Annotated in this window: 15 protein-coding genes and 2 pseudogenes; 6 read left to right on the top strand and 11 right to left on the bottom strand. The window is 42.8% G+C overall.

The annotated features are described in order from the left end of the window. The first annotated feature begins 11 nt into the window (after nucleotides 1-11). Nucleotides 12-1,637, top strand: coding sequence for an IS66 family transposase (tnpC, locus tag ABEF84_RS08945; protein WP_347456849.1), 1,626 nt, complete (start codon nucleotides 12-14; stop codon nucleotides 1,635-1,637). 17 nt (nucleotides 1,638-1,654) lie between these two features. Here tnpC and ABEF84_RS08950 read toward each other — a convergent pair whose 3' ends face one another. The 6 genes from ABEF84_RS08950 to ABEF84_RS08975 all read right to left on the bottom strand — a co-directional run bounded on the left by ABEF84_RS08950 (nucleotide 1,655) and on the right by ABEF84_RS08975 (nucleotide 8,317). Beyond that, complete coding sequence (locus ABEF84_RS08950; RefSeq protein ID WP_347473655.1) at nucleotides 1,655-2,137, bottom strand: hypothetical protein; 483 nt, start codon at nucleotides 2,135-2,137, stop codon at nucleotides 1,655-1,657. Nucleotides 2,138-2,597: 460 nt separating this feature from the next. Then, complete coding sequence (locus ABEF84_RS08955; protein WP_347452738.1) at nucleotides 2,598-5,237, bottom strand: bifunctional aconitate hydratase 2/2-methylisocitrate dehydratase; 2,640 nt, start codon at nucleotides 5,235-5,237, stop codon at nucleotides 2,598-2,600. A 297-nt stretch (nucleotides 5,238-5,534) separates the two neighbouring features. Then, nucleotides 5,535-5,804, bottom strand: a complete 270-nt coding sequence (locus tag ABEF84_RS08960) for a hypothetical protein (protein ID WP_347454164.1) — start codon at nucleotides 5,802-5,804, stop codon at nucleotides 5,535-5,537. Nucleotides 5,805-6,026: 222 nt separating this feature from the next. Further along, the gene (locus tag ABEF84_RS08965) at nucleotides 6,027-7,331 is read right to left on the bottom strand and encodes an IS4 family transposase (protein ID WP_347473656.1); all 1,305 of its coding nucleotides are present in this window, start codon (nucleotides 7,329-7,331) and stop codon (nucleotides 6,027-6,029) included. Between the two features lie 80 nt (nucleotides 7,332-7,411). Then, nucleotides 7,412-7,771 (bottom strand): hypothetical protein, encoded by a 360-nt coding sequence (locus ABEF84_RS08970; protein WP_347452739.1) that lies wholly within the window; start codon nucleotides 7,769-7,771, stop codon nucleotides 7,412-7,414. A 114-nt stretch (nucleotides 7,772-7,885) separates the two neighbouring features. Further along, the gene (locus ABEF84_RS08975) at nucleotides 7,886-8,317 is read right to left on the bottom strand and encodes an I78 family peptidase inhibitor (protein WP_347454911.1); all 432 of its coding nucleotides are present in this window, start codon (nucleotides 8,315-8,317) and stop codon (nucleotides 7,886-7,888) included. A gap of 224 nt (nucleotides 8,318-8,541) precedes the next feature. Here ABEF84_RS08975 and xseA point away from each other — a divergent pair, with 224 nt between their 5' ends. Both xseA and xseB read left to right on the top strand, forming a co-directional pair. After that, nucleotides 8,542-9,804, top strand: coding sequence for an exodeoxyribonuclease VII large subunit (xseA, locus tag ABEF84_RS08980; RefSeq protein ID WP_347456532.1), 1,263 nt, complete (start codon nucleotides 8,542-8,544; stop codon nucleotides 9,802-9,804). Beyond that, nucleotides 9,794-9,991: an exodeoxyribonuclease VII small subunit gene (xseB, locus tag ABEF84_RS08985; RefSeq protein ID WP_347452742.1), complete on the top strand. Its 198-nt coding sequence runs from the start codon at nucleotides 9,794-9,796 to the stop codon at nucleotides 9,989-9,991. The genes xseA and xseB overlap by 11 nt, the downstream gene beginning before the upstream one ends. A 112-nt stretch (nucleotides 9,992-10,103) precedes the next feature. On the opposite strand, the gene ABEF84_RS08990 is transcribed toward xseB, so the two are convergent. The 5 genes from ABEF84_RS08990 to ABEF84_RS09010 form a co-directional block, all read right to left on the bottom strand. Then, nucleotides 10,104-10,253, bottom strand: a complete 150-nt coding sequence (locus tag ABEF84_RS08990) for a hypothetical protein (protein WP_347452743.1) — start codon at nucleotides 10,251-10,253, stop codon at nucleotides 10,104-10,106. Nucleotides 10,254-10,281: 28 nt separating this feature from the next. Continuing rightward, nucleotides 10,282-11,433 (bottom strand): IS4-like element ISAbe18 family transposase, encoded by a 1,152-nt coding sequence (locus tag ABEF84_RS08995; protein WP_347452744.1) that lies wholly within the window; start codon nucleotides 11,431-11,433, stop codon nucleotides 10,282-10,284. Between the two features lie 250 nt (nucleotides 11,434-11,683). Next, nucleotides 11,684-12,988, bottom strand: a complete 1,305-nt coding sequence (locus tag ABEF84_RS09000; RefSeq protein WP_035269493.1) for an IS4 family transposase — start codon at nucleotides 12,986-12,988, stop codon at nucleotides 11,684-11,686. 94 nt (nucleotides 12,989-13,082) lie between these two features. Continuing rightward, nucleotides 13,083-17,603, bottom strand: a complete 4,521-nt coding sequence (locus ABEF84_RS09005; protein WP_347454909.1) for a translocation/assembly module TamB domain-containing protein — start codon at nucleotides 17,601-17,603, stop codon at nucleotides 13,083-13,085. A 40-nt stretch (nucleotides 17,604-17,643) separates the two neighbouring features. Next, complete coding sequence (locus tag ABEF84_RS09010) at nucleotides 17,644-20,397, bottom strand: autotransporter assembly complex family protein (RefSeq protein WP_347452748.1); 2,754 nt, start codon at nucleotides 20,395-20,397, stop codon at nucleotides 17,644-17,646. Between the two features lie 176 nt (nucleotides 20,398-20,573). On the opposite strand from ABEF84_RS09010, the pseudogene ABEF84_RS09015 reads away from it, so the two are divergent. The 3 genes and pseudogenes from ABEF84_RS09015 to ABEF84_RS09025 all read left to right on the top strand — a co-directional run. After that, nucleotides 20,574-20,768 (top strand): annotated as a pseudogene (locus tag ABEF84_RS09015) (MFS transporter); the annotation flags it as partial. Between the two features lie 84 nt (nucleotides 20,769-20,852). Next, a complete protein-coding gene (locus tag ABEF84_RS09020; RefSeq protein WP_000102417.1) occupies nucleotides 20,853-21,728 on the top strand; it encodes an IS982-like element ISAba825 family transposase in 876 nt (291 codons plus the stop codon). A 16-nt stretch (nucleotides 21,729-21,744) separates the two neighbouring features. Further along, a pseudogene (locus ABEF84_RS09025) lies at nucleotides 21,745-22,872 on the top strand (MFS transporter); the annotation flags it as partial. Nucleotides 22,873-22,874: the final 2 nt, after the last annotated feature.

A 22,874-nucleotide genomic window follows, 5' to 3' on the forward strand; every position in this document is an offset into this window, starting at 1 on the left:
ATACTGCGGTCATGAATACGCTGCCTGACTTAAGCCAACTGACCCATGAACAACTGCTGGAATTCACCAGGCAGTTGGCGCTGCAGCATCAGTCTCTGGCACAATCAAACCAGCAATTAGATGCCAGAGTTCAACATCTTGAAGTCACCAATCAGCAATTAGATGCTCAAGTTCAACATCTTTCTATTCTCAATCAAAAATACGAGCATGAACTGGCGCTGTTTAAACGGCATAAGTTCGCCCAGAAGAATGAACACTTAACGACCAAACAAATCCACCTGTGGGACGAAGCGGTCGAAGAAGATATTGCAGCCGTTGATCTAGAATTAGAACGATTAAATGCAGATAAAACCGATGCAGCGACAGAGAAAGCCACAGTCAACAAACCTAAACGTCGACTGCTGCCCGATCATCTACACACCATTCGTATTGAGCATGAACCAGCATCAACCCAATGCAGTTGTGGCTGCCAGTTACGTCGTATCGGCGAAGATATCAGTGAAAAACTGCATTTCAGACCGGCACAGTTCTATAAGGAACAGCATGTCCGTGGCAAATGGGTCTGTGATCAGTGTGACACCCTGACTCAGCAAGCGATGCCTGCCTATGTGATTGATAAAGGCATTGCTTCACCTGAACTGCTCAGCCATGTGTTGGTATCGAAATATGCCGATCATTTGCCGCTGTACCGTCAACGTCTGATCTATCAGCGGGCGGGAATCGAACTTTCTAGATCAACTTTATCTGACTGGATAGGTCGCTGCGGTGTAGAACTGGAACCTCTGGCCAATGCCTTAAAAGAGGTGGTACTACAACAGCAGGTGCTGCATGCAGATGAAACACCGGTCACCATCATGCGGATGGGTGAGAATGATAAAAAACCGAAGAAAGGTTATGTCTGGGCCTATGCCACTACACAGTACAATCCAGTTCAGGCAGTGATCTATGACTTTCAGGATAGTCGTTCAGGCCAGCATGCTGCAGAGTTCTTGAAAGGCTGGCAGGGCTATCTAGTCTGTGATGATTACAGTGGTTATAAAGCACGCTTTAAATCAGGCCAGGTCATAGAGGTGGGCTGCATGGCCCATGCACGTCGTAAATTCCATGAACTGCATGTGACCGGGAAAAGTCAGGTCGCTGAACAGGCATTAGTGCTGATTCAGAAACTGTATGCGATAGAAGCAGAGCTCAGGAAAAAGACCGATGGTACAGCGGAAGACCGCCGCGAATACCGACAACAGCATAGTCAACCAGTGATGCAACAACTATATGAATGGCTCAACCAACATCATCTGACGGTGCCATCGAGTTCTCCCACCGCCAAGGCGATCAATTACACTCTGAAGCGTTGGCCAGCCTTAAGCCGCTATTTGGATGATGGCAATCTACCGATTTGCAATAATTGGGTAGAGAATCAAATGCGACCTTGGGCCTTAGGGCGCAAGAACTGGCTGTTTGCTGGCTCGCTGCGCAGTGGACAGCGAGCGGCAAATATCATGACTTTAATCCAGTCAGCAAAGCTGAATGGCTTGGATCCGTATGCCTATTTAAGTGATGTGCTGAAAAGGCTGCCGACGCATAAAGCGACCCAAATAGAAGAATTACTACCACATCGCTGGAAATCCAACTCAAATTAAAAAAATAGGCATGGGGTTCAGCGGACGCTTACTATAGAACCATCTAGTCTAAATAATTTCTTCGATTTTGCTTTAGAATTTGCTCCATATTTTGATTCATAATCCAAATCCCTATCTCTTTTTTTCAAATAATGATTTCTATCATAAAAATGTATAGCACCATCAAAATGCTGAAAGGAATTATTTTCTAGATTATATTCTGCATGAATATATCTTACTGGATGCTTAATTTTCCCTTCTAGTTTAATGATAACTGACTCATCCTTAAACTCAGATAATTGAAATGTTTTTATATTACCTTTTGTGCTCCATTTCATATCAAGAGAGTAATTATTATTGTATAAGCGTCTAACAAAGTTAGGTTTCTCATGTATTGGTGGTCTATATTTAATTATTCCATCCTTAATCATAGAAATTTCTTTTCTAAACGCAGCACCAAACCAAGCATCGGCCTCAAAATAAGGTCTTGGTTCATCAATACGAATTATGTCATTATCCAAAGATAAAGAAGCATTAATATATTTTTTGTCTAGCTTATAAAACTCCTCAATGAATGAAGGCGTAAAATTATTTAATTGATCATATCCTCTTCTGAAAAAAATGACTAACCATCAAATAATAATTTTCATAAACAAAATAACCCACTCCAAAAATATTAGGGATTCGTTCTTTTAAATCATTCCAATTATACAAACCATCTTTATCTTGTTTTAGAGAAATTATCTTATCTATTTTTCGATGAGTTTTTAGTATAAGACCAGTTGCATGAGAGTAATCTAAACTTTTTACCATTATTCCTTTAGCTAAAAAGTTTTTTCTATAATTTCTAGCTTGGTACGATTATCTTCAATCAATTTATTTTTCAAATTATTTAATTGTTCTTCATAGAACGCAAATGAATTTTCTGTCATAAAAAATAAGGGCTGATAAATCAGCCCTTATTTTCAACTACTTAATCAATTAAGACAATTGAGCAGCAGCAATTTTCTTAGTATCAACAGTTTCAGCTGCGTCTGTGTAAGTACCCATCTTGTCGAAGTTCAGGTACTTGTAGATGTCAGCAGACATGCTGTCGATTTGAGAAGCGTACTGTTGGTATTCTTCTGGAGAAGGTAATTTACCCAGAACCGCAGCAACAGATGCAAGCTCAGCAGAAGCCAAGTAAACGTTTGCACCTTGACCTAGACGGTTAGGGAAGTTACGAGTAGAAGTAGATACTACAGTAGTGTTAGGTGCTACACGTGCCTGGTTACCCATACACAGTGAACAGCCTGGCATTTCTGTACGCGCACCAGCTTTACCGTAAGTGTTGTAGAAACCTTCTTCCATCAGTTGGCGTTCGTCCATACGAGTTGGAGGAGCTAACCACAGACGAGTAGATAAAGAACCACCAGGTACTTTGTCTAGAAGTTTACCAGCTGCACGGAAGTGACCGATGTTAGTCATACAAGAACCGATGAACACTTCATCAATTTTCGCGCCTTGAACTTCTGAAAGAAGTTTAGCGTCATCTGGGTCGTTCGGGCAGCAAAGAACTGGTTCAGTGATTTCTGAAAGGTCGATTTCATACACTTTAGTGTATTCAGCGTCAGCATCAGCTTTAAGAAGTGATGGGTTAGCCAACCATTTTTCCATGTTCTCAACACGGCGAGCCATTGTACGAGCATCGCCATAACCTTCAGAAATCATCCATTTCAACATAGTGATGTTTGAACGAAGGTATTCAGCAACTTTCTCTTCAGAAAGAGTGATCGCACAACCAGCAGCAGAACGTTCAGCAGAAGCGTCAGAAAGTTCGAATGCTTGTTCTACAGTCAGGTCAGTTTCCATTTCTGTCAGGTCGATCTCTAGGATACGGCCAGAGAAGATGTTTTTCTTACCTTTCTTCTCTACAGTCAGGTCGCCTTCTTTGATTGCGTAGTAAGGGATCGCGTGTACCAGGTCACGTAGAGTGATACCAGGTTGCATTTTACCCTTGAACTTCACAAGTACAGACTCAGGCATGTCAAGTGGCATTACACCAGTTGCAGCAGCGAACGCTACCAGACCAGAACCTGCAGGGAAAGAGATACCAATTGGGAAACGAGTGTGAGAGTCACCACCAGTACCCACTGTATCTGGAAGAAGCATACGGTTTAACCAAGAGTGGATAATACCGTCGCCTGGACGTAGAGAAACACCACCACGGTTCATGATGAAGTCAGGCAGTGTGTGTTGCATTTCAACGTCAACTGGTTTTGGATACGCAGCTGTGTGACAGAAAGATTGCATTACAAGGTCAGCAGAGAAGCCAAGACATGCAAGGTCTTTCAGTTCGTCACGAGTCATAGGACCAGTTGTATCCTGAGAACCAACTGTAGTCATCTTAGGTTCGCAGTAAGTACCTGGACGGATACCTTGACCTTCTGGAAGACCACAAGCGCGACCTACCATTTTTTGAGCAAGAGTGAAGCCTTTGCCGTTGTCAGCAGGTTGAACTGGAGTACGGAACAGAGTTGAAGGTGCAAGACCTAGCTCTTCACGTGCTTTAGCAGTCAGACCACGACCGATGATCAGGTTGATACGGCCACCAGCGCGAACTTCGTCTAGAAGTACTGGAGTTTTCAGTTCAGCTTCAGCGATTTGAGCGCCAGCTTTGAACGCAGTTACTTTAGCTGCTTCGCGATCGATTTTCAGAGTGATTTCGTCACCCATGTTCATGTTTGAAACATCGATCTCAACTGGTAACGCACCAGCATCTTCCATAGTGTTGAAGAAGATCGGAGCAATTTTACCGCCTAAGCAGTAGCCGCCTTCTTTCTTGTTAGGAATGTGCGGGATTTCTTCACCGAAGAACCAAAGTACAGAGTTAGTTGCAGATTTACGAGAAGAACCTGTACCAACAACGTCACCTACGTAAGCAACCTGGTTGCCTTTCGCGATCAGTTCTTTGATTTGGCTTAATGGACCAACTTCACCTGGTTTTTCAGGTTTGATACCGTCACGTTCGTTTTTCAGCATTGCATTAGCGTGCAATGGAATGTCTGGACGGCTCCAAGCGTCTTGCGCAGGAGAAAGGTCATCAGTGTTAGTTTCGCCAGTTACTTTGAAAACTGTCAGTTTGATTTCTTCAGGAACGTCTTTACGGCTAGTGAACCATTCAGCATCAGCCCAAGATTGAAGAACTGCTTTTGCATTTGCATTGCCAGCTTTTGCTTTGTCAGCTACGTCGTGGAATGCATCAAATACAAGCAGAGTCTTTTTCAGCGCTTCAGCAGCAAGTTCACCTAGAGCAGCGTCATCTAAAAGTTCTACTAAAGGAGCAACGTTATAACCACCAAGCATAGTGCCCAGTAAGTAAACCGCACGTTCTTTAGAAACTAGTGGAGAAGTCGCTTCGCCTTTTGCCACAGCAGCTAAGAACGCAGCTTTTACGTATGCAGCTTGGTCAACACCTGCAGGAACACGGTTTTCAAGCAAGTCAACAAGGAATGCTTCTTCACCCGCTGGTGGATTTTTTAATAATTCAACTAATGCAGCAGTTTGAGCATCGTCAAGTGGCTTCGGTGGGACTCCGAGTGCGGCACGTTCTTCAACGTGTTGGCGGTAAGCTTCTAGCACGGTGTTATTCCTCTTTTTTAAAAAATTATCTGTGAATTCCAGCTTTCTAAAAGCTTCACAGATAATATGGACTCCAAAATTTTACTAAAATTCCTGTTAAAAGTTAATGCAAGCAAAGTGTTTCTTTGTGATGCTCATTATTTTGTAAATAAATGATGTGCATAATGATTATTTGATAATCAGAATTCCATTTTCTTGCATAGATTCACCCCATACAGAGGCACTTTTAGCCGAATTTCTCTTATAAAAAAGGCAACACGAATGTTGCCTGAATTGTTTTGAAAAAGATACTCCACCTTAGTGGACAGTGCAGCTGTGCAAATATTGGTGTAATGCGTCGCGACAGCCCTCAAATTTGACGATACATTCGTCTTCATAAGAGCCTTCATGGTTATTACTGGCAAAGGAAATATCCACCAGATACAGTTTTTTATTTTCATCCAGCACACGTTTCAGGCTAACTTTATCGCCTTTACTGAGTACATAGTGTCCCCCACCAATAATGGCCATGCCTTGCTCATCTTCGAGCAGCAGATCAGCATGGTGTAAATATCCAACGACATTCATCATCCTGCTCCTTTTCTTGTTTTATCTTGAATCCATTATTCAATATAAAGATAAGCATTTCTATATTTATGATTTAGATTTTGTTGGATTTTTGTACTGATTAATTGCTTAGGCTATTTGTATTTTTAAAATCCGAATTCGAATATATTTCGATTAGGCATTTGCAGTATTTTATTTTAAATCGGCATAAAAAAACCGTTCCTTAGAACTAATGCCAGTCAGTTAAGAGATTGACTGGCATTTTTTTGGGTATTTCTGTGGTTTCCCTTTCACAACTCGTGGGTAGTTTCTACTTCTTTTTTTCGGTAAAACATACCTTTTAGATTTTTCCATTAAACTTTCTAGATGTTTAGGCAAATTGCCTGCGGAAGCCAAAGAATCAAACTTCAATAGGTTAAGGATAGCAATAGAGGTAATATGAAAGCTCATTCTCAAAGGACTGACTTTTGCACGTTGAGCCATATATTTCATTTGTCTTCTTAGAACATTATAAGCAATCAAGACACCCCATAATTCTTGATAAATTAAGTCTGGCTGTTTGCTCCTTAAGTGCTTACCTTCCTGTAAATTGCTTTTAATTTCTCGGTAACACATTTCAATTTCCCAACGCTGAGCATATAACTTTGCCAAGGCTATAAGTGGGTATGTCTTTGAATCTAATAATGAAGTAATGTAACGTCTGATTTTTCCTGCCTGCTCAACTTCAATTAAACGTGCTTCCCAATAATCTCCTAAGGCTGGATTAAGTTTTTTAGCTCTTGTTGATATCGGCATTCTAATATGAAAGTCATGTTGCGAATTACGCTCCACAATCTCATACCGTAAATTATCTTTTGCACGCATAAGCCAATGACTTTCTTCTGCACGTTTTTGCCACCCGATGAGAAAATCTGCAGAGAAATAGGCTCGATCAAATAGGGTAATACTGTGTGAACAAGGAGATAATTGGCTTGCCAGTGTGAGTTCACCTTGATCCATACTGCCTATTTGAGCATCTATAATTTCATGGGTCGCGGTATTTACTAAGCAGGTTGCTCTCACTTGTGGATAAGGAGCATCAGCAGTTTTTCCTTTAGATGAACCAAAGTGTGCAAAATTCTCATCTGTATAAGGCATAGACCAAACAACACCATCAACAGCGCACACACTCAGACCGTGAAAGTTTGAGTATTGCTGCTGAGATTCTTCAAACCAGGCTTGGCTAAGTAAAGAAAATAGCGCATTTAAAGGTTCTGATCCTAAACGTTGTCGTGCTTGTACTACTGCGCTAGGAACACAATATTCTGTTGTACCAAATACAAGTTTTAGTTGTTCTACGACATATCCGATAGGTTGATTTCGAAATAAAGCGAGTCCAATGACAAGCCATACCACATGTTCAGCGGGTAACTTCCTTCTTCTAATTGATGCCTTACCTGTTTGATTCAGACTTTCCTCAATCCAGTTGAAATCAATAAATTCACTAAAATGGCTAAGTGAAGGTAAAGAATGTTGAAGGGTGCAATCTAAATTTTCAGATAAAGTCATAAAAAAAAATGAGCGTATTTACATACACTCATTTTTACTACATTTTACTAATATTTGCTTAACTGACTGGCATTAGTTCCTTAGAACGGTTTGTAATCTGGCATTTCATCGTGTGGTGTCGCAGTACATTTTTCGGTGTATTTGACTCGAACTTCTTCACGGGAAGCATCGACATCTTTGGTGATTTCAGCCAGTGGCATTTTATAGACATCATCAATGATGGTCATGATAAAGCCCTTGGTGGTTTCATCCTCAATCTTGTCGGCATGTTCAACAGCTTTGTCTTTCTCAATACCATTCTGACGATCCAGCATAATACTACGTGCAGCATTCCCCACACTACGGCAATAGCCTTGCCACTGCTCTTCAGGGGTGAGTGGTTTTTTCTCGGCACAACCAACCAGCGCGACCAAGACAGATAAAGCGAGTAACTTTTTCATGAACTTCTCCTTACGCCGGTCAATATAAAAGATCACGACACTTTTGTCATTTAATTTGCATATCCCCCTAGCTATAAAAAAAGCCCCATACAGGGCTTTCTTATTTCAGGGGTTTTAACCGCAAGTGGCCTGTACAATTTTTCCAGTTTTCGGATCAGTCGTTACTGTGACACGATCTTCACGGAAGTCCATGGTTACAGGCTGGCCTGGTTGCACCATACGCACAACTTTGGCTTTGGTTTTGTCCTTAATCTTTGCTTCGCTTAAGCCAGACTGACCGATCAGGCTATGTGCCGCTTCAGACAGGCAGATGTCCTGATGACTGCGATAAAAAGCCCATTCCTCGATGACTTTACCATCTGGTAGATGACAATAACCGACCTGACCATCGACTTCATTATGGATTTCCAGCTTGCCACCCTGCTCGATACAAAAGGCACTGGCTGGATTCGGCATATCCACTTTCGGTGCTTTTTCTTCCTGCGGCTGTGCTGCACACCCTGTCAATGCTGTAACCAGTACGCCTAGACACATTAATTTTTTCATGGCTGATCTTCTTCTGTAGGATCATTTCGGCCAATTTAGCATATTCATACTAAAAAAACTTTATACAAATGTATGAAAATTAAAGCTAAAGGGTATTTTAAATCAATCTATTAAACCGGTAATTTACTTAAGGCAAATTTATTACAGGATGACGCATTAAACAGATTTGAGTACTACCCTGCTTTGCGCTACCATTTGTTTGAATATTAAACTTTTCTGCCGCCATGCAAGATCCCCAGTTCTCCCTGAAAGAATACCTCGCGACCGTACAAGAGGTAGTCAAACTCACCTTTGATACCCCGGTCTGGGTCAAGGCAGAAATCCGTAACCTGAACATCAAGGGCGGACACTATTATCTAGAACTGGCAGAAAAAGACCCGGACAATGATCAGGTGATTGCCAGCTGTCGCGCTACGATCTGGAAATATGCAGCGCAGAAGATCGTTAGCCAGTTTGAACGTGAAAGTGGCATCGAATTTAGTCGTGACCTGAATGTCCTGATCAAGGTCAAAGCCAATTTTGATCCGCAATATGGCTTTTCTCTAAATATTGTTGAAATCGATTCGAGTTATACCTTAGGTGACATTGCCCGGCGTTATCAGGAAATCGTACAGCGACTGACCGCTGAAGGCTTGCTAGAACGTAATAAACAGCTCCCGGCACCATTTGATTTGAATAGAATCCTAGTTATTGCACCGGAAAATGCGGCTGGTCTGGGTGACTTTAAAAAGGATGCCGATGCACTGGCAGCCGCACAGGTTTGTGAATTTATTTATCACTCTGCAACTTTTCAGGGAAATACCGCGCCACAAAGTATCCGGCAAAGTCTGGCACAAGGCTTAAAGCAATGGGCGGAAGACTATGCTACGGCGCCCGACCTGATTGTGATTATTCGTGGTGGTGGTGCAGTTAATGATCTGGCATACCTAAACGACTATGAACTGGCTGCCCTGCTGTGTAAACGCAGCGTCCCGATCTGGGTCGGTATCGGTCATGAAAAAGACCGGACTATTTTGGATGAAATTGCCCATCGATCCTTTGATACCCCAAGCAAGGTGATTGCCGGGATCCGTAATCATATCGTCGAGCGTGTGCAGGAAGTCATGTCCTATCTACAAACCATTCAACGTGCTTCCCGGCAGCAAATTCAAGCTTATCAACGCCAGAATGATCAATTGATGGCATTGATTCAAAGTATCGCCAATGCAAAAGTGACGGAAGCTTCAAAAGAAATTTCTCAACTTAAAACCAGTATTAGCAATCTGGCTCGTCAACAAACCCGCATGGCACAACAGCAGATTGAAGCCCTGCTACGTGAAACCCTGATTCAGAATCCAAAAACAGTACTGTCCAAAGGTTATGCCATTGTCCGTCAGCAAGGCCATGCCATCCGTTCTGTGCAGGAATTGGAACACGAGGTTCAGGTCGAAATGCAGGATGGTACCTTTACAGCCCACATTACCCAGGTAAATCCCCATGAGCAATGACAACACTTTAAGCTTTAAAGAAGGCTATGAAATCCTAAAACGAAATGCAGAACTGCTTGATGCCCAGCAGGAACCGGATATTGATAATCTGATGAAAATTGTTGAGGAATCTATGACTGCTTATAAAGCCTGTAAAACACGTGTGGATGCCGTACAACAGGCACTAGATGAAACTTTTAAGGAATAAAATAATTTCTCTTTTATGTTTTTAATAGTGCAATAATGAAAGCCAATACTGCTTAGGCTATTTTCTATCATTAAAAAGCCTCCATTATTGAAGGCTTTTATCTTTTGAATGCCTATTTTTGTTCTCTTAATGGATGCTCAGGCTCTGCATTGGGTTTCTTTTCTGGCTTGACGTTTTTGTAAGAAGATTGGTTACCTTTGTCGTCATTCGATTCTTTATGTGGCGTCACATCTTTGTCGGATTGCTCGGATAACTTGGTCATAGACACCTCATTGCTGTCCCACAATTTTTCACAAGAGGAAGCTCATTTGAGCTTCCTCTTGTTTTATGGGTATTTTATCGGGTGAAAATAAAGCTTTTAAAGTTCTTCTTTCAAACAAATTCACTTGAATTATTCTGAGTAAACGTTGAACTGTCCAACCTGTTTTCCCTAAATGTTGAGCGAAACTCACCAATAAATAGGCGATCATCGCAATCCAGATTTGTGTCTGAATTGCGTTCCTGCTGCGGCCTAGAAACGCTTTTAATTTGAGATTCTGCTTAATCGCCTTAAAGAACAGCTCAACTTTCCAACGATCTTTATAAATCGCCGCAATGGTGGAGGCGGCTAAATGAAAGTTATTGCTGAGAAAGCTAAAGTGCTTGCCACTTTGCTGATCTCTATATTCAATTCTTCTTAACACTGGGGCTTTTCTTTTTAGAGCATGTGCGCTATTCAGCTGAATGGTTTCATCTTTTAGAATACCTTTGGATTCAAGCACTGGATGTTGCTGGATTACCTGATACACAGATTTAGGCCTAAAACGTGTGACAAATCCAATGTTTTGAGCAGTCAGATTTGCATACCATTGGTAATCGACATAGCCTTTATCAAAAACTACAATGCTGCCAGCAGGAAACTGGAATTTGCGGCCTTGTACCATGTCATTTTCTTTGCCATTTTCAACTGCAACAAACTCAGGAATATCATTGCTGTGATTCAATCCTATGCTGAGTTTCATGCTGGCTTTTGAGTCGTGAACTTTGGCCCATTCACATAAGGAAAGCGACAGGTTAATATGACTGGCATCCAAGGAATACAAGGGATTCTTAAAGCGAAATTTATGAGCTACTTTTGAGTGTTCATAGTATTTAAGCAACTTGTAAAATAGCTGTTGATACAAGGCAGCAGGCTGCTGCTCATTGATTCGTGCCAGCGTGCTTCGGGGAATAGACTTTGCTCCGAGATGACTTAGCTTTTCCTGTTGGCACTCCAAATTGGACTGAATATCTCTCAGACTTTGCCTACAAGAGAATTGAGACATCAATATGGCAATAAACTGATCCCACCGGGAAGCCGCTCTAAATTTCTGTCCAACATGGTGTACTTTAGCAAGTTGTTCAAAATCCTGTCGCACAACAGGTTTAATTAGCTCATGAAATACGGTATTCTGATGTGACAAAACCTGAATCCTGGTCGTTAAAGTGTTTGTTTGCACTCATATTTTAACTGTTAAGACTCAGGTTTTTTTATTTAAAGCAAACTATGGGACAGCAGTGATAGACACCTTCCCTTTTTTAGTTCTATTTAGATCATAGATATGACAGATTGGGAAATAAGCTCAAGATAAGAAATGTTGTGTATGTTTATCCAATCCAAAGGTTTCTAAAATTTGTGCATAAAAAAGCCCTCAACTGAGTAATGCCAGTCAGTTAAGAGATTGACTGGCTTTTTCTTGGGTATTTTTGAGGTTTTCCTTTTACAACCCTTGGATAACTCCTCACTCTTCTCTCAGGTATAACATACCGATTAGATTTCTCCATTAAACTTTCCAGATGTTTGGGTAGATTACCTGCAGAAGCCAAAGAGTCGAATCTGAGTAAATTAAGAAGGGCAATAGATGCAATATGAAAACTGATCCTCAACGGGCTTACTTTGGCACGTTGAGCCATATATTTCATTTGTCTTCTTAGAACATTATAAGCAATCAAGACACCCCATAATTCTTGATAAATTAAGTCTGGCTGTTTGCTCCTTAAGTGCTTACCTTCCTGTAAATTGCTTTTAATTTCTCGGTAACACATTTCAATTTCCCAACGCTGAGCATATAACTTTGCCAAGGCTATAAGTGGGTATGTCTTTGAATCTAATAATGAAGTAATGTAACGTCTGATTTTTCCTGCCTGCTCAACTTCAATTAAACGTGCTTCCCAGTAATCTCCTAATGCTGGATTAAGTTTTTTGGCTCTTGCTGATATTGGCATCCTGATATGAAAATCATGTGGGGAATTCCGTTTAATTATGTCATAACGTAAATTATCTTTTGCTCGCATCAGCCAATGACTTGATTCTCCACGTGTTTGCCAGCCTATTAAAAAATCAGCAGAGAAATAAGCTCGATCAAACAAAGTAATACTTTGTGCTGGAGGAGATAATTGATTTGCTAATGTGAGTTCACCTTGATCCATACTGCCTATTTGGGCATCTATGATTTCATGAGTATTGGTATTCACTAGACACGTGGCTCTAACTTGTGGGTAAGGTGCTACAGCAGTTTTACCTTTAGATGAGCCAAAATGATTAAAATTCTCCTTGGTCAGTGGCATAGACCAAACCACCCCGTCAACAGCACATACACTAAGACCTTGAAAGGTTGAATATTGTTGTTGTGATTCATCAAACCATGCTTGGCTGATTAAGGAGAATAAGGCGGCTAAGGGTTCTCGACCTAAACGTTGTCGAGCTTGGACAGCTGCACTAGGAACACAATAATCTGTTGTACCAAACACGAGTTTTAATTGTTCTACCACATAGCTGATGGGTTGATTGCGAAACAAGGCAAGCCCAAGAACAAGCCAAACCACGTGCTCAGCAGGTAATTTTCTCCTTCTGATCGATGCCTTACCTGTTTGATGCAGAGATGTTTCAATCCAATTTAAGTCAATAAGTTCACAAAAATGGCTAAGTGATGGGAGAGCATGTTCAAGAGTGGATTCTAAATGTTCAGATAAAGACATAAAAAAATGAGCGTATTTACATACACTCATTTTTACTACATTTTGCTAATATTTGCTTAACTGACTGGCATTACTCAACTGAGGGCTTTTTGTTTTAGAAACGCCAGTTATAGAACAAGTCGATCGCCCGTTCGAGTGACTGACTGGCTTCCATATATAAACGCTGATTGATCTGATAACGCAAGGTCAGTTTGTTTACCGGAGTAAATACACCAACACCATAACGGATAAACAAGTCTGGCGTAATATAACCCGTTACGGATACCTGTGTATCATCACCAGTACCCTGCGCATCCAGGGCCAGACCACTTAAACCAAAAGTACGCCCGATCTGGTTGGTCAAGGCACGTGTTCCGCCCAAGCCCAGACTAATGCCGGCTGCAGCAATAGTATTGTTCACATCCGATCTAAAGCTTTCAGTCTGACTCAGTGCGGAACTACCTTCATTGATACGACCTGTAATCAGCGCATTTAATGCTTCCTGCTCGGACAAGCCAGCATCGTTATAGACTTGAATCGCCGGGCTGGCAGCTGAACCGGTAACACGTACACCGACGACGTTACCTTGAACGGATTTATTGGCATCAATATCCAGAGTTGGATTGGAGAGTGGGCCATTGAAACGGGCAATGGCACGGTTCAAATCCAGACTCTGACCATAAGCTTCAATCTTTACACGTTGAGAGACACCAATTGCACCATTGGCACGCATTGCAGTTTCCAGACCACGTTGAGACAGATTCACACGACCCAACAATGGAATACGGCTATCAAAGCCCTGGAAAATCACCTGATTGCCCAGTGAAACGGAAATATCAGCACGAATATCCCAAGGACGCGCTGCGCGAAGAATGGCTAGCTGATCTTGACCTTCGCGTACCACTCGCACATCGGAAGATACCCCCACCACCGGTTTCGAAGCTTCCGGCATCGAAATCAGCGCACGTGGTACTTGCACCGAACCATTTAGGCTCAGTTTTTTATTAAATGGATACATATCCAGAGTTAAGTCTGGAGTCACGACTGCTGTGATCAGAGGTGCTTGACGGACTAACAGGTTCTCGCCTCTCAGATGCAGCTGCACTCGCATTTCATTTTTCCAGTCCACTGAACCAGTCAAACGGCCTACACCACGGCCACTGTTAAATGCGCCATTGATTGTGGCATGATCCTGACTCACTGCAGAATACAGCTGTACATTGGTGAGATTGACTGGCAGCGAAATCATGCTAATTGCACCATCTTTGACTCGCACCTGACCATTGAGCAGTGGTTTGGTTAAAGTCCCACTAATCTTTCCGGCATAAGACAAAGTACCACTCAGGCTACGCACATCCTGAATAAATGGTTTAAAGACTTTCAGCTCAACCTGGTTAAAGGCAACCTCACCGCGCATTGGCAGGTTGTCACGATATGGATCAATGATGACATTGGCATAACCGGTACCGATTTCTGGTGCTTTCACATCCAAACGAATTTGTAGACCTTCAGCCACACTCTTCGCCACCAGGCCCACTTCATCATATTTCATGGTCTGGCCCAGATACTGTGGATCTTCAGCAGCGAGACCGACCACACCATTACGGGTCACTAGTTTGGCATCAATTTTTGGTCGCGCCCCTTTGGCCCAAGTGGCTTTGGCATAACCATTCACTTTACCTGTGATCGCAATACCCTCAGGCATAAAGGCACTGAAATCATCCAGATCGACATTTCGTGTCTGGAAGGACACGCTGGCACGATTTTTATTTACACGAATTGGCTGATCAAAACACAGCTGGCTTTGCTGGCTGGTCCAGCAATGTGCACCGACAAACAGATCTGATTGAGCCGTGTTATAAATCACTGAAGCACTTTGACGCTGTACCAACCGGGTACGTAGTGAGTCAAAATCCCCTTTCTGGATCTGACCCAGCCAGTTATTTTGCGCGTTAAAGCCGCCTGCCAGCTGCACATAAAAGCTAGTCAGCTTGTTCTCAGCCTGTAATTGCAGCACATGTGCAGCACGAGTACCCGCCAGTGAGATCTGCCCCTTGGTAATCTGACGGTTACCACTACGCAAGTTCTCCATAGTGGCAGTCAGCAAGGTCGGAGTATTTTGTGACGTTGGCAACTGGCCCTGTACCCGGATTTTCTGCACACTGAAAACATTATTAAATGCAAAGTCATCCACGGCCAAATTGGCTGAAGCACGCAGGCGTGGCTGAGCCTGCATATTCACATAACCATAAGCGCGACCACGTAACCCTGGATAAATCTCATATAATGCTGGTGCATTAACTTTCAACTGCAGATTCTGTGCATTACCAGTCGCCTGCAGCTGGTTGTTAGCATAAGACAGGAACAGGTTATTGGCTTCAAAATGACGTGGCACAAAACCGCTCTGCTTATTGTCAATGATCATCGACAGGTTACCCGTACCACGTACCGGTTTATTATTCAGCATTCCGGCCAGATTCAGCTTCTCGATCTGAATCCGTTTCAGTGCATCCGACCACAGGCCACGGGTTCTGACATTTCCAGACAATTCACCTTTAACACTCGAAGCAAAATATTGTGGCTTGAAACGTACCAGCGAAGCATTCAGATCCCAGCCAATGCCATTGGCCATATTCACCAGACCATGGGCATTGATTTTGCCAGCGATACCATCATGCTTGAATTCATCCACACGTAACAAGCTTGGAGTGCCAGAAACCTTGAACTGTAACAGGCCTTTACTTGCTGCAAACTGGCTGGCATTCAGGTTACCATCATAATGCACCGCATAGCCTTTAAAACCGCCACCCTGTTTCTCGTCATGGAAAAGTAAGGCTGCAGTACTGCTTCCGGTCAGATGTACCGTTTCATTCTGACCCGCCAATCGACCAGTCAGGTCAATCCCTTTAAGATTGATAATCTGCTGGTTCGGTTTGGCATAACCACTGGCAGTGACCCGACCATTGAGGCGATCGACTGGTAATGCTGGAGCTATAGTCTGGGTATTTAAATCCTTGGCATCCAGGACTGCATTCCATTTCAGTTGACGCTTTTGGTCGGGCAATTCCACAACGGCGTTACCGCTCAGGCTGCCACTTTGTGCACTGTAGTTAAAGTTTGGAACTTTTAAGATATTATTTTTTAGATTGAGTTTGGCCTGGTACATCCCCGGTGGAAGTAAAGCCCCTTCATGTGCAGAAACACCGGTGGCCACAAAAATATCCTGCTGACCATCAGTCAGGGCCAAATTGACATTCCCAGATTCACTCTTGAGCCAACCCACATAAGGTACAGCCCGATCAATATTTTTCCAGGCCACATTCATCAACATCGGCTGAGCTTTGTTATTTTTCGCCTCAGCCTGATCCAACTTGATGTTCCAGGTTTCATATTTATCAAAATCGATCAGACCGGTTAAATGCAAACCTTTTTCCAGTGTCCCTTTCGATGCAACTTTGGCATCAAGCATAGGTGGCAAGAAGTCCTGTACCACTTGCGGAATCACCTTGTCTTTAGGATTGAGTTTATTGACTTGTCCCGCAATATCCCAGGTAACTCTCTCATGCCAGCCGACTACACCAGCCAGACTCACCGAGCCTTTCATCAGCTGACCATTAAAATCGCTAATATTCAACTGATTCACCAGATCGGTATAGCCCAGCACACTATATTGACCTTCCGGAATATTTTGACCGCTCAAATCTGTATTCAAATTAATGTCTAGGCGCTTAATATCACCTTTGAAATCAGCAATACCATCTTTAGTAAACAGTTTTTGATCTTGCAGAATCGGCCAGTGATACTGTTTAAACTTGAGCTGACCAAACATGGGAACATCTGGACGCATAGGATGAACCACCGCCCAGCCTGTCAGCAAATCTGGGGTATTGGTCGCTACTCCCGCCTGAATGGTATCTAGGGAACCGCGCGCATCCACGTGAATGTCACGAATGTTCAGGCTGTCATTTAAGGATGGTAGATTCACAATCCCGGTGGCATTCAGTGGATATTTACCATGAAAATCCATGCGCCCATTGGCTTCTCGCACTGACAGATAGCCCATGTTCATGCTGGTATCTTCAAAAGTCAGTTCAGTGCCTGACCATAAGCCTTCATTGATCACCACATCATAGAAATCTACGTTACTGCTATGGGTTTTAATCAGCAAATGATCTAAATCCAGATGATCAACACGCAGTACAAATGGTAACCGGATATCATTAAAAGCAAATGGTTTGTCATTTGGCGGATTCTTGGTAATGATCTGCAGATTTCGTACATCGGCTCGATTGAGGTGGATTTCTCTTTTGATAATGGCGCGCCACCCCAAGGTAACATCGGCCCGGTCAATTTTGACATCAACAGGTTTCAGACTGACCAGAACATTACGCAGGATAATCCCGCGCCACAGGTTCCCGCCCTCATATTCATAATGAATAATCTGCTGACGTTCGAGCACCTGATCCAGCAGGAATTTACTGCCGCGATCGGTTGAGAACATTACCGCCAGTGCACCCAGCAGAAAAATGATCGAAAATAGGACCGACAATAAGATGCTTCTTAAAATGCGACGTTTTTTCGGCAACGGCGTATTTTCCGGTTCTGCGTCTTGTGGTTGCTGGTTCTCTTCGACCATGTTCGTCCCAAATATCTAAAAATTCTAAAATCAGTGAATGTTATAACTGTGAGCCAATAAAGAAATGCAGCCGGATCGGATGATTATCCTCGGAAATACCGGAAGCCACATCAATACGAATTGGACCAATCGGCGATGCCCAGCGCACACCCAAACCTACCCCATATTCAGTCGGATTGCTAAAGTCCTTGTCATAGGCATTCCCCGCATCAGCAAATACTGCTGCACGCCAACCTTCCTTAAACTGGTAGTTATATTCCAATGAGCCAATCGCTTGCGCTTGGCCACCCACCTTATAACCATTAATTTCTGGTGACAGACTCTTATAGTCAAAGCCACGAATACTCTGATCACCACCCGTAAAGTATCTCAGGTTATACGGCACTTTAGTAAAATCTTCAGTAAAAATATAGCCTGCATCAGCACGTCCCACAAACTGATGATCGGCATTTTCACCTAATGAATAGATAAAACGCCAGCCAGCATTAGCAATCGCCATATCCGCATCAGACAGTAAAGCTTCACTACCGACTTCTAGTTTATAGGTTTGTTTAAAGCCCTTGGTCGGGTTAACCCGTTTATCACTGACTGTTCGGGAAAGCTCATAACCGAATAATAAAGATTCCTGAGTTTCCGCTGCACTCACTAGGAAAGCATCTGGAATATTATTGGCATTGACTTCGCCTTGCTGGGTTAACTGATCCAGACGATAACGTACCCCATAGGTATGCTGCCAGCTACCACGTGGATTTTTAATAAAACGGTCTGCACCTACAACTGCAGACTCAATTAACAGACCATTGCCTCGTGCGACATCATCCCGTTCTTCACGCTCATAACCGCCAACAATACTGAAATAATCATTCAATGGATGCTTATAAGGAATATTATAGCGACCATCAATGGATTGACGGATTTCTGATAATTCCACGTTAGCATCAAAAGAATGTCCACGTTTGTTGACGATGGCACGGCGATACTGTCCACGGACACGCATACCGGTATCCGTACCATAACCGAGACCCAGTTCAGCACTATTCAAGGTATCGGCATTCAAAGTAACCAACACCGGAATGACTTTTTCTTCACGGGCCTGAGCTTTCAAGCGCTCCTGTTCAGCTTCTTTGGCTTCCTGGGCTGTGCGTAATGCGCGTAAGTTTGCCTGATCCTGTTCCTGGCTGCCCGCAAATTGGCTTTCATCGACCACGTTTTGGGTGACTTCTTCGTTAGAAGCCACCTGCTTTTTGTCCTGTACAGCTAAGGAAGATTCAGAAATCAGCTGTTCATCCACAAGCTGCTGAATGTCTGGTGGTAATTCCAAAGGTTGTTCGATCGGATCCGGTTTAACTGCATCGACCAGGGTATAGTTAAAATATCGGGTATTGGTCAGGTTGTTGGCTAAGGAGTTTACCCGCCAGAAACGATAATCTGCACCTTCTTGCCACGGCACCAGACTTTGTAATACATCTGGATCCAATGGGAATTCTTTAGTCGGATCACTCATCCGGAAAGTTACTGCACCCAATTTATAGGCATTACCGGTTTCATAACGCAGGTTAATGTCAGCGGTGTTTTGGGGTTGTGCCACCTTGGCATCATGCAAGCGCCAGTAAGCATCGAAATAACCGTTATTGCTCGCGGCCTCGACAATACGCTCTTTAGTACGTTCATATTTACCGTGATGAAACACATCGCCTTCTTCCAGTTCAGGCAATACCCCAATTACCTGGAACTGTGGAGTATTGGCACCGGCGCCACTAAATTCAATATTCTGGCTCTGCACCAGTACCGGTTCATTTGGGGTGACATAGACCCGGACACGTGAATCAGACAGTTTTTCAAAGCGGAATGAGGCGTTATAGAAACCGACTGCTTGCGCTGCCTGATTCGACAAGGTACGTAGTTGTGGCAAGGCAGACTGAAAATCACTAAAGGATTCTTGGGTAAAACTGGACAGCTTGTTTTCAATATTGGCTTCTAAATTTTTATAAGCTTCATCGCGCGCTTCTGCTGAAAGCTGCTGACTGGTACCATTGCCATTGGTTTTGACAATGACTACATCTGCATCAATCCGTGGCACCTTCGCTGTCATGATTCGACGTGGTGGACGGACTTTATAAAACAAGCGCTTAAAAATATTTGGCTGTGTCGCATTTTCCGGGCGTAACTGCTGGGGTGATAACTCGGGTAAGGTCGCGCCAGTTTCATTGGCTTGTACCAGAATCTGGCTATCCGACTCAATATTCTGCATCAGCTGGTCGACATTTACCGGCGCCTGATTAATTTCCAGCAGTTCCTGCTGACTGACATCATTCACTACAATTTCAGTATTTTGAGTCTGACGGTAGGCTTGTGCTTCTCGCTTGGCTTCTTCAGCAACACGGTAAATTTCATCTGCCATGGCCTGATCGACCGCCTGAATAGGCAATTCTTCTAGATCTTCAAATTCAATCGGCTTAAATGCTTCGAATTGCTGACCAGCCTGCTCCTGCTCCCGCAGCATCTGCAGGCTGTCGACATTCACTTCTGGCTGAATCGCCTGTTCGATTTTCTCAGTCGCTTCATTTTCAGTACTTGCCAACCCCTGCTGAACGGCTTGCTGAGACAGCCCTTCGATCATTTCAGCTTGGGTAAGCGCCACCGGCGTTTCAGTCTGGGGAGTTTGTGCCATGCTGTGCTGGGTGAACATCATGAAAAACATACTCATACATAGACGGCTTCCCGTATGCGCCGGTATGAGCATACTCATACTCTGGCTGAGCAGTGTTTCTTTAAATTTTTTCTTTGCAGGCATAGAAAACTCTAAACAAATACATTCTTTAATTGATTATTTGACCGAAAAATATAAGCTAAGAAACTCGAATCTATAGGTTTTTGCCATTTCCATGGTCAAAAGTATCTTACATGAATTTTCAGGATGTTTACGCATCATTGACATTTCTTAATAAATTTTAATGTAGCCCATCCCACATGAACAATAATGAACCCCTACTCGGTACGCGTCGCTTTTTACCGATGTTTATGACGCAGTTCTTTGGTGCGTTAAACGATAATGTCTTTAAGCAGGCCTTATTGCTTGTCATTACCTATGGCTGGATTCAGCAAACCGCCAGTATCAGCACCCTGAACAATCTGGCCGCGTTACTGTTTATCTTACCCTACTTTACGCCAATCTCAACTTTTTAAGTCATTGAAATAAAAAGGACATAACCTCATTTTAAATCCGTCTATGAAAATAAAATTACAGTTATGTCCACTGAAGAATTTATCATCATTGTCTATTTAATCATAGAGGAAATTTACCCAACTATAGTCTCTGAACCATTAAGAAAACGTGGTTTTCCACCTGCTTTAACCGATATTGAAATTATCACAATGCAAATTGTTGGTGAGTGTCTCAAAATGGATACGGATAAAAGCATATGGATGTTTTTTAAAAACAATTACTTAAGTTGGTTCCCTCATTTAGGTTCATATCCTAACTTTTGTAAGCATTGTGCAAACTTATGGCAAGTTCATCAAAAAATCACAGCCCAATTAACTGCACATTATGGTCAGGATCATATTCATTTTATTGATGGATTTCCTATACCTGTTTGTCGTTATAGTCGAGCAAAAAGACACAAGAATTTCAAAGAACATGCAGGTTTTAGTTATTGTGCTGCACAACAAGAGAAATACTATGGTTTTAAAGGGCATCTTGTAATTAATTTGGAGGGTATGATTACTGGCTATACTTTCGCTCCAGCAAATGTAGATGAGCGTGATGTTGCACCAGAAATCACAGAAAATATTCATGGGTTACTAGGTGCAGATAAAGGTTACTTAAGACCCAGCTTGAAAGAATACTATAAATTTCAGTATGTTGATCTACAAACTCCTTTAAGAAAGAATATGCCGGACTCTAGATCTCAAGAATCAATGAGGTTGCTTATGAGAGCACGAAGGAAAATTGAAACGGTCATTGGTCAATTAACTGATCGCTTTAATATTCAAAAAGTAAGGGCAAGAGATTTATGGCACTTATCGCATCGTTTTATCAGAAAGATTTTGTCACATACGGTCTGCGTCGTTATGAATAAAAAATGTGGTTATTCACCGATTCAATTTGAAAAGCTTATTTAAAGTTGAGATTGGCGTCTACTTTATCTTTTCCGCGACTGCCGGGCAGATTGCCGACAAATACGAACGTTCACAACTCATTCGTTATTTGAAAATTCTAGAAATTGTAGTGATGGCATTAGGAACAACCGGCTTCCTGACAGGGAATTTATGGATTCTGATGTTTGCACTATTTCTAATGGGAACGCAGTCTACATTCTTTGGCCCAATTAAATACGCGATCTTACCAGAAATCTTAAAGCCGAATGAACTGATGTCGGGGAATGCGCTATTCCAGTCGGGGACTTCACTAGCCATTCTGTTCGGTATGATTCTAGGTGGTGCCGTGATTGCTGCATCAGCTGGAAATTTATTATGGATCAGCCTGACCGTCCTGAGTATCGCGATCATCGGCTATTTCTCTAGTCGTTTTATTCTAAAACAAGACTCACCAGCACCCGAGCTTCAGGTGGACTGGAATTTCTTCCGTACCAGTTTTCAGACGATTAAATATGCCAAAAGCCTGCCACTGGTATTTATGATCCTGTTAGGAAATTCATGGTACTGGTTCTACGGCGCAACCTATCTAACCCAAATTCCACAGCTCACCATGCAAAACTTGCATGCATCTGAAAATGTTGCCAGCCTGCTATTGACCTTTTTCTCGATCGGGATTGGTTTGGGTTCATATCTATGCCGTAAACTCGGTGGTAGTGAAGTGAATATTCGTATGGTGCCGATCGGTGCAGTAGGTTTAACTGTATTTGCATTTTACCTGGCAGCCAGTATGGCAATGGTTCCAACCCGCACGGGTGAACTGCTCGGGCTTGCGGATGTGTTTCAGCAAGGCTGGAGCTATTATCACGTGATGTTTGCCGTGACTTTGCTGGGGATCAGTGGTGGTTTTTATATCGTACCGCTGTATGCCATGATGCAGGCGCATTCTCCCCGCTCACATCGTGCGCGAGTAGTGGCAGCAAATAACATTCTGAATGCTGTTTTCATGGTATCTTCTGCTATATTCTCAATTATTATTTTAAGCGTCTTAAATTTTGATCTTAAAATACTTTTCTGTATTACGGCGGTCTTGAGCGGCATATTCACCCTGTGGCTACTGCTTCGAATTAAACCTATGCTCAACGCTACACCAGCATCATTGGAGGATTAATG

Origin of the sequence: Acinetobacter sp. ANC 7912 (assembly GCF_039862785.1) — a bacterium.
GTDB lineage: Bacteria > Pseudomonadota > Gammaproteobacteria > Pseudomonadales > Moraxellaceae > Acinetobacter > Acinetobacter thermotolerans.

Bases quoted from the DNA above. Each gene is read 5' to 3' on its own strand.
- ABEF84_RS08970 (WP_347452739.1), bottom strand. From the start codon at position 7,771: ATGAAAAAGTTACTCGCTTTATCTGTCTTGGTCGCGCTGGTTGGTTGT.
- ABEF84_RS09000 (WP_035269493.1), bottom strand. From the start codon at position 12,988: ATGTCTTTATCTGAACATTTAGAATCCACTCTTGAACATGCTCTCCCA.
- ABEF84_RS09005 (WP_347454909.1), bottom strand. From the start codon at position 17,603: ATGGTCGAAGAGAACCAGCAACCACAAGACGCAGAACCGGAAAATACG.
- ABEF84_RS09020 (WP_000102417.1), top strand. From the start codon at position 20,853: ATGTCCACTGAAGAATTTATCATCATTGTCTATTTAATCATAGAGGAA.
- ABEF84_RS08965 (WP_347473656.1), bottom strand. From the start codon at position 7,331: ATGACTTTATCTGAAAATTTAGATTGCACCCTTCAACATTCTTTACCT.
- xseA (WP_347456532.1), top strand. From the start codon at position 8,542: ATGCAAGATCCCCAGTTCTCCCTGAAAGAATACCTCGCGACCGTACAA.
- xseB (WP_347452742.1), top strand. From the start codon at position 9,794: ATGAGCAATGACAACACTTTAAGCTTTAAAGAAGGCTATGAAATCCTA.
- tnpC (WP_347456849.1), top strand. From the start codon at position 12: ATGAATACGCTGCCTGACTTAAGCCAACTGACCCATGAACAACTGCTG.
- ABEF84_RS08960 (WP_347454164.1), bottom strand. From the start codon at position 5,804: ATGAATGTCGTTGGATATTTACACCATGCTGATCTGCTGCTCGAAGAT.
- ABEF84_RS08990 (WP_347452743.1), bottom strand. From the start codon at position 10,253: ATGACCAAGTTATCCGAGCAATCCGACAAAGATGTGACGCCACATAAA.
- ABEF84_RS08975 (WP_347454911.1), bottom strand. From the start codon at position 8,317: ATGAAAAAATTAATGTGTCTAGGCGTACTGGTTACAGCATTGACAGGG.
- ABEF84_RS09010 (WP_347452748.1), bottom strand. From the start codon at position 20,397: ATGCCTGCAAAGAAAAAATTTAAAGAAACACTGCTCAGCCAGAGTATG.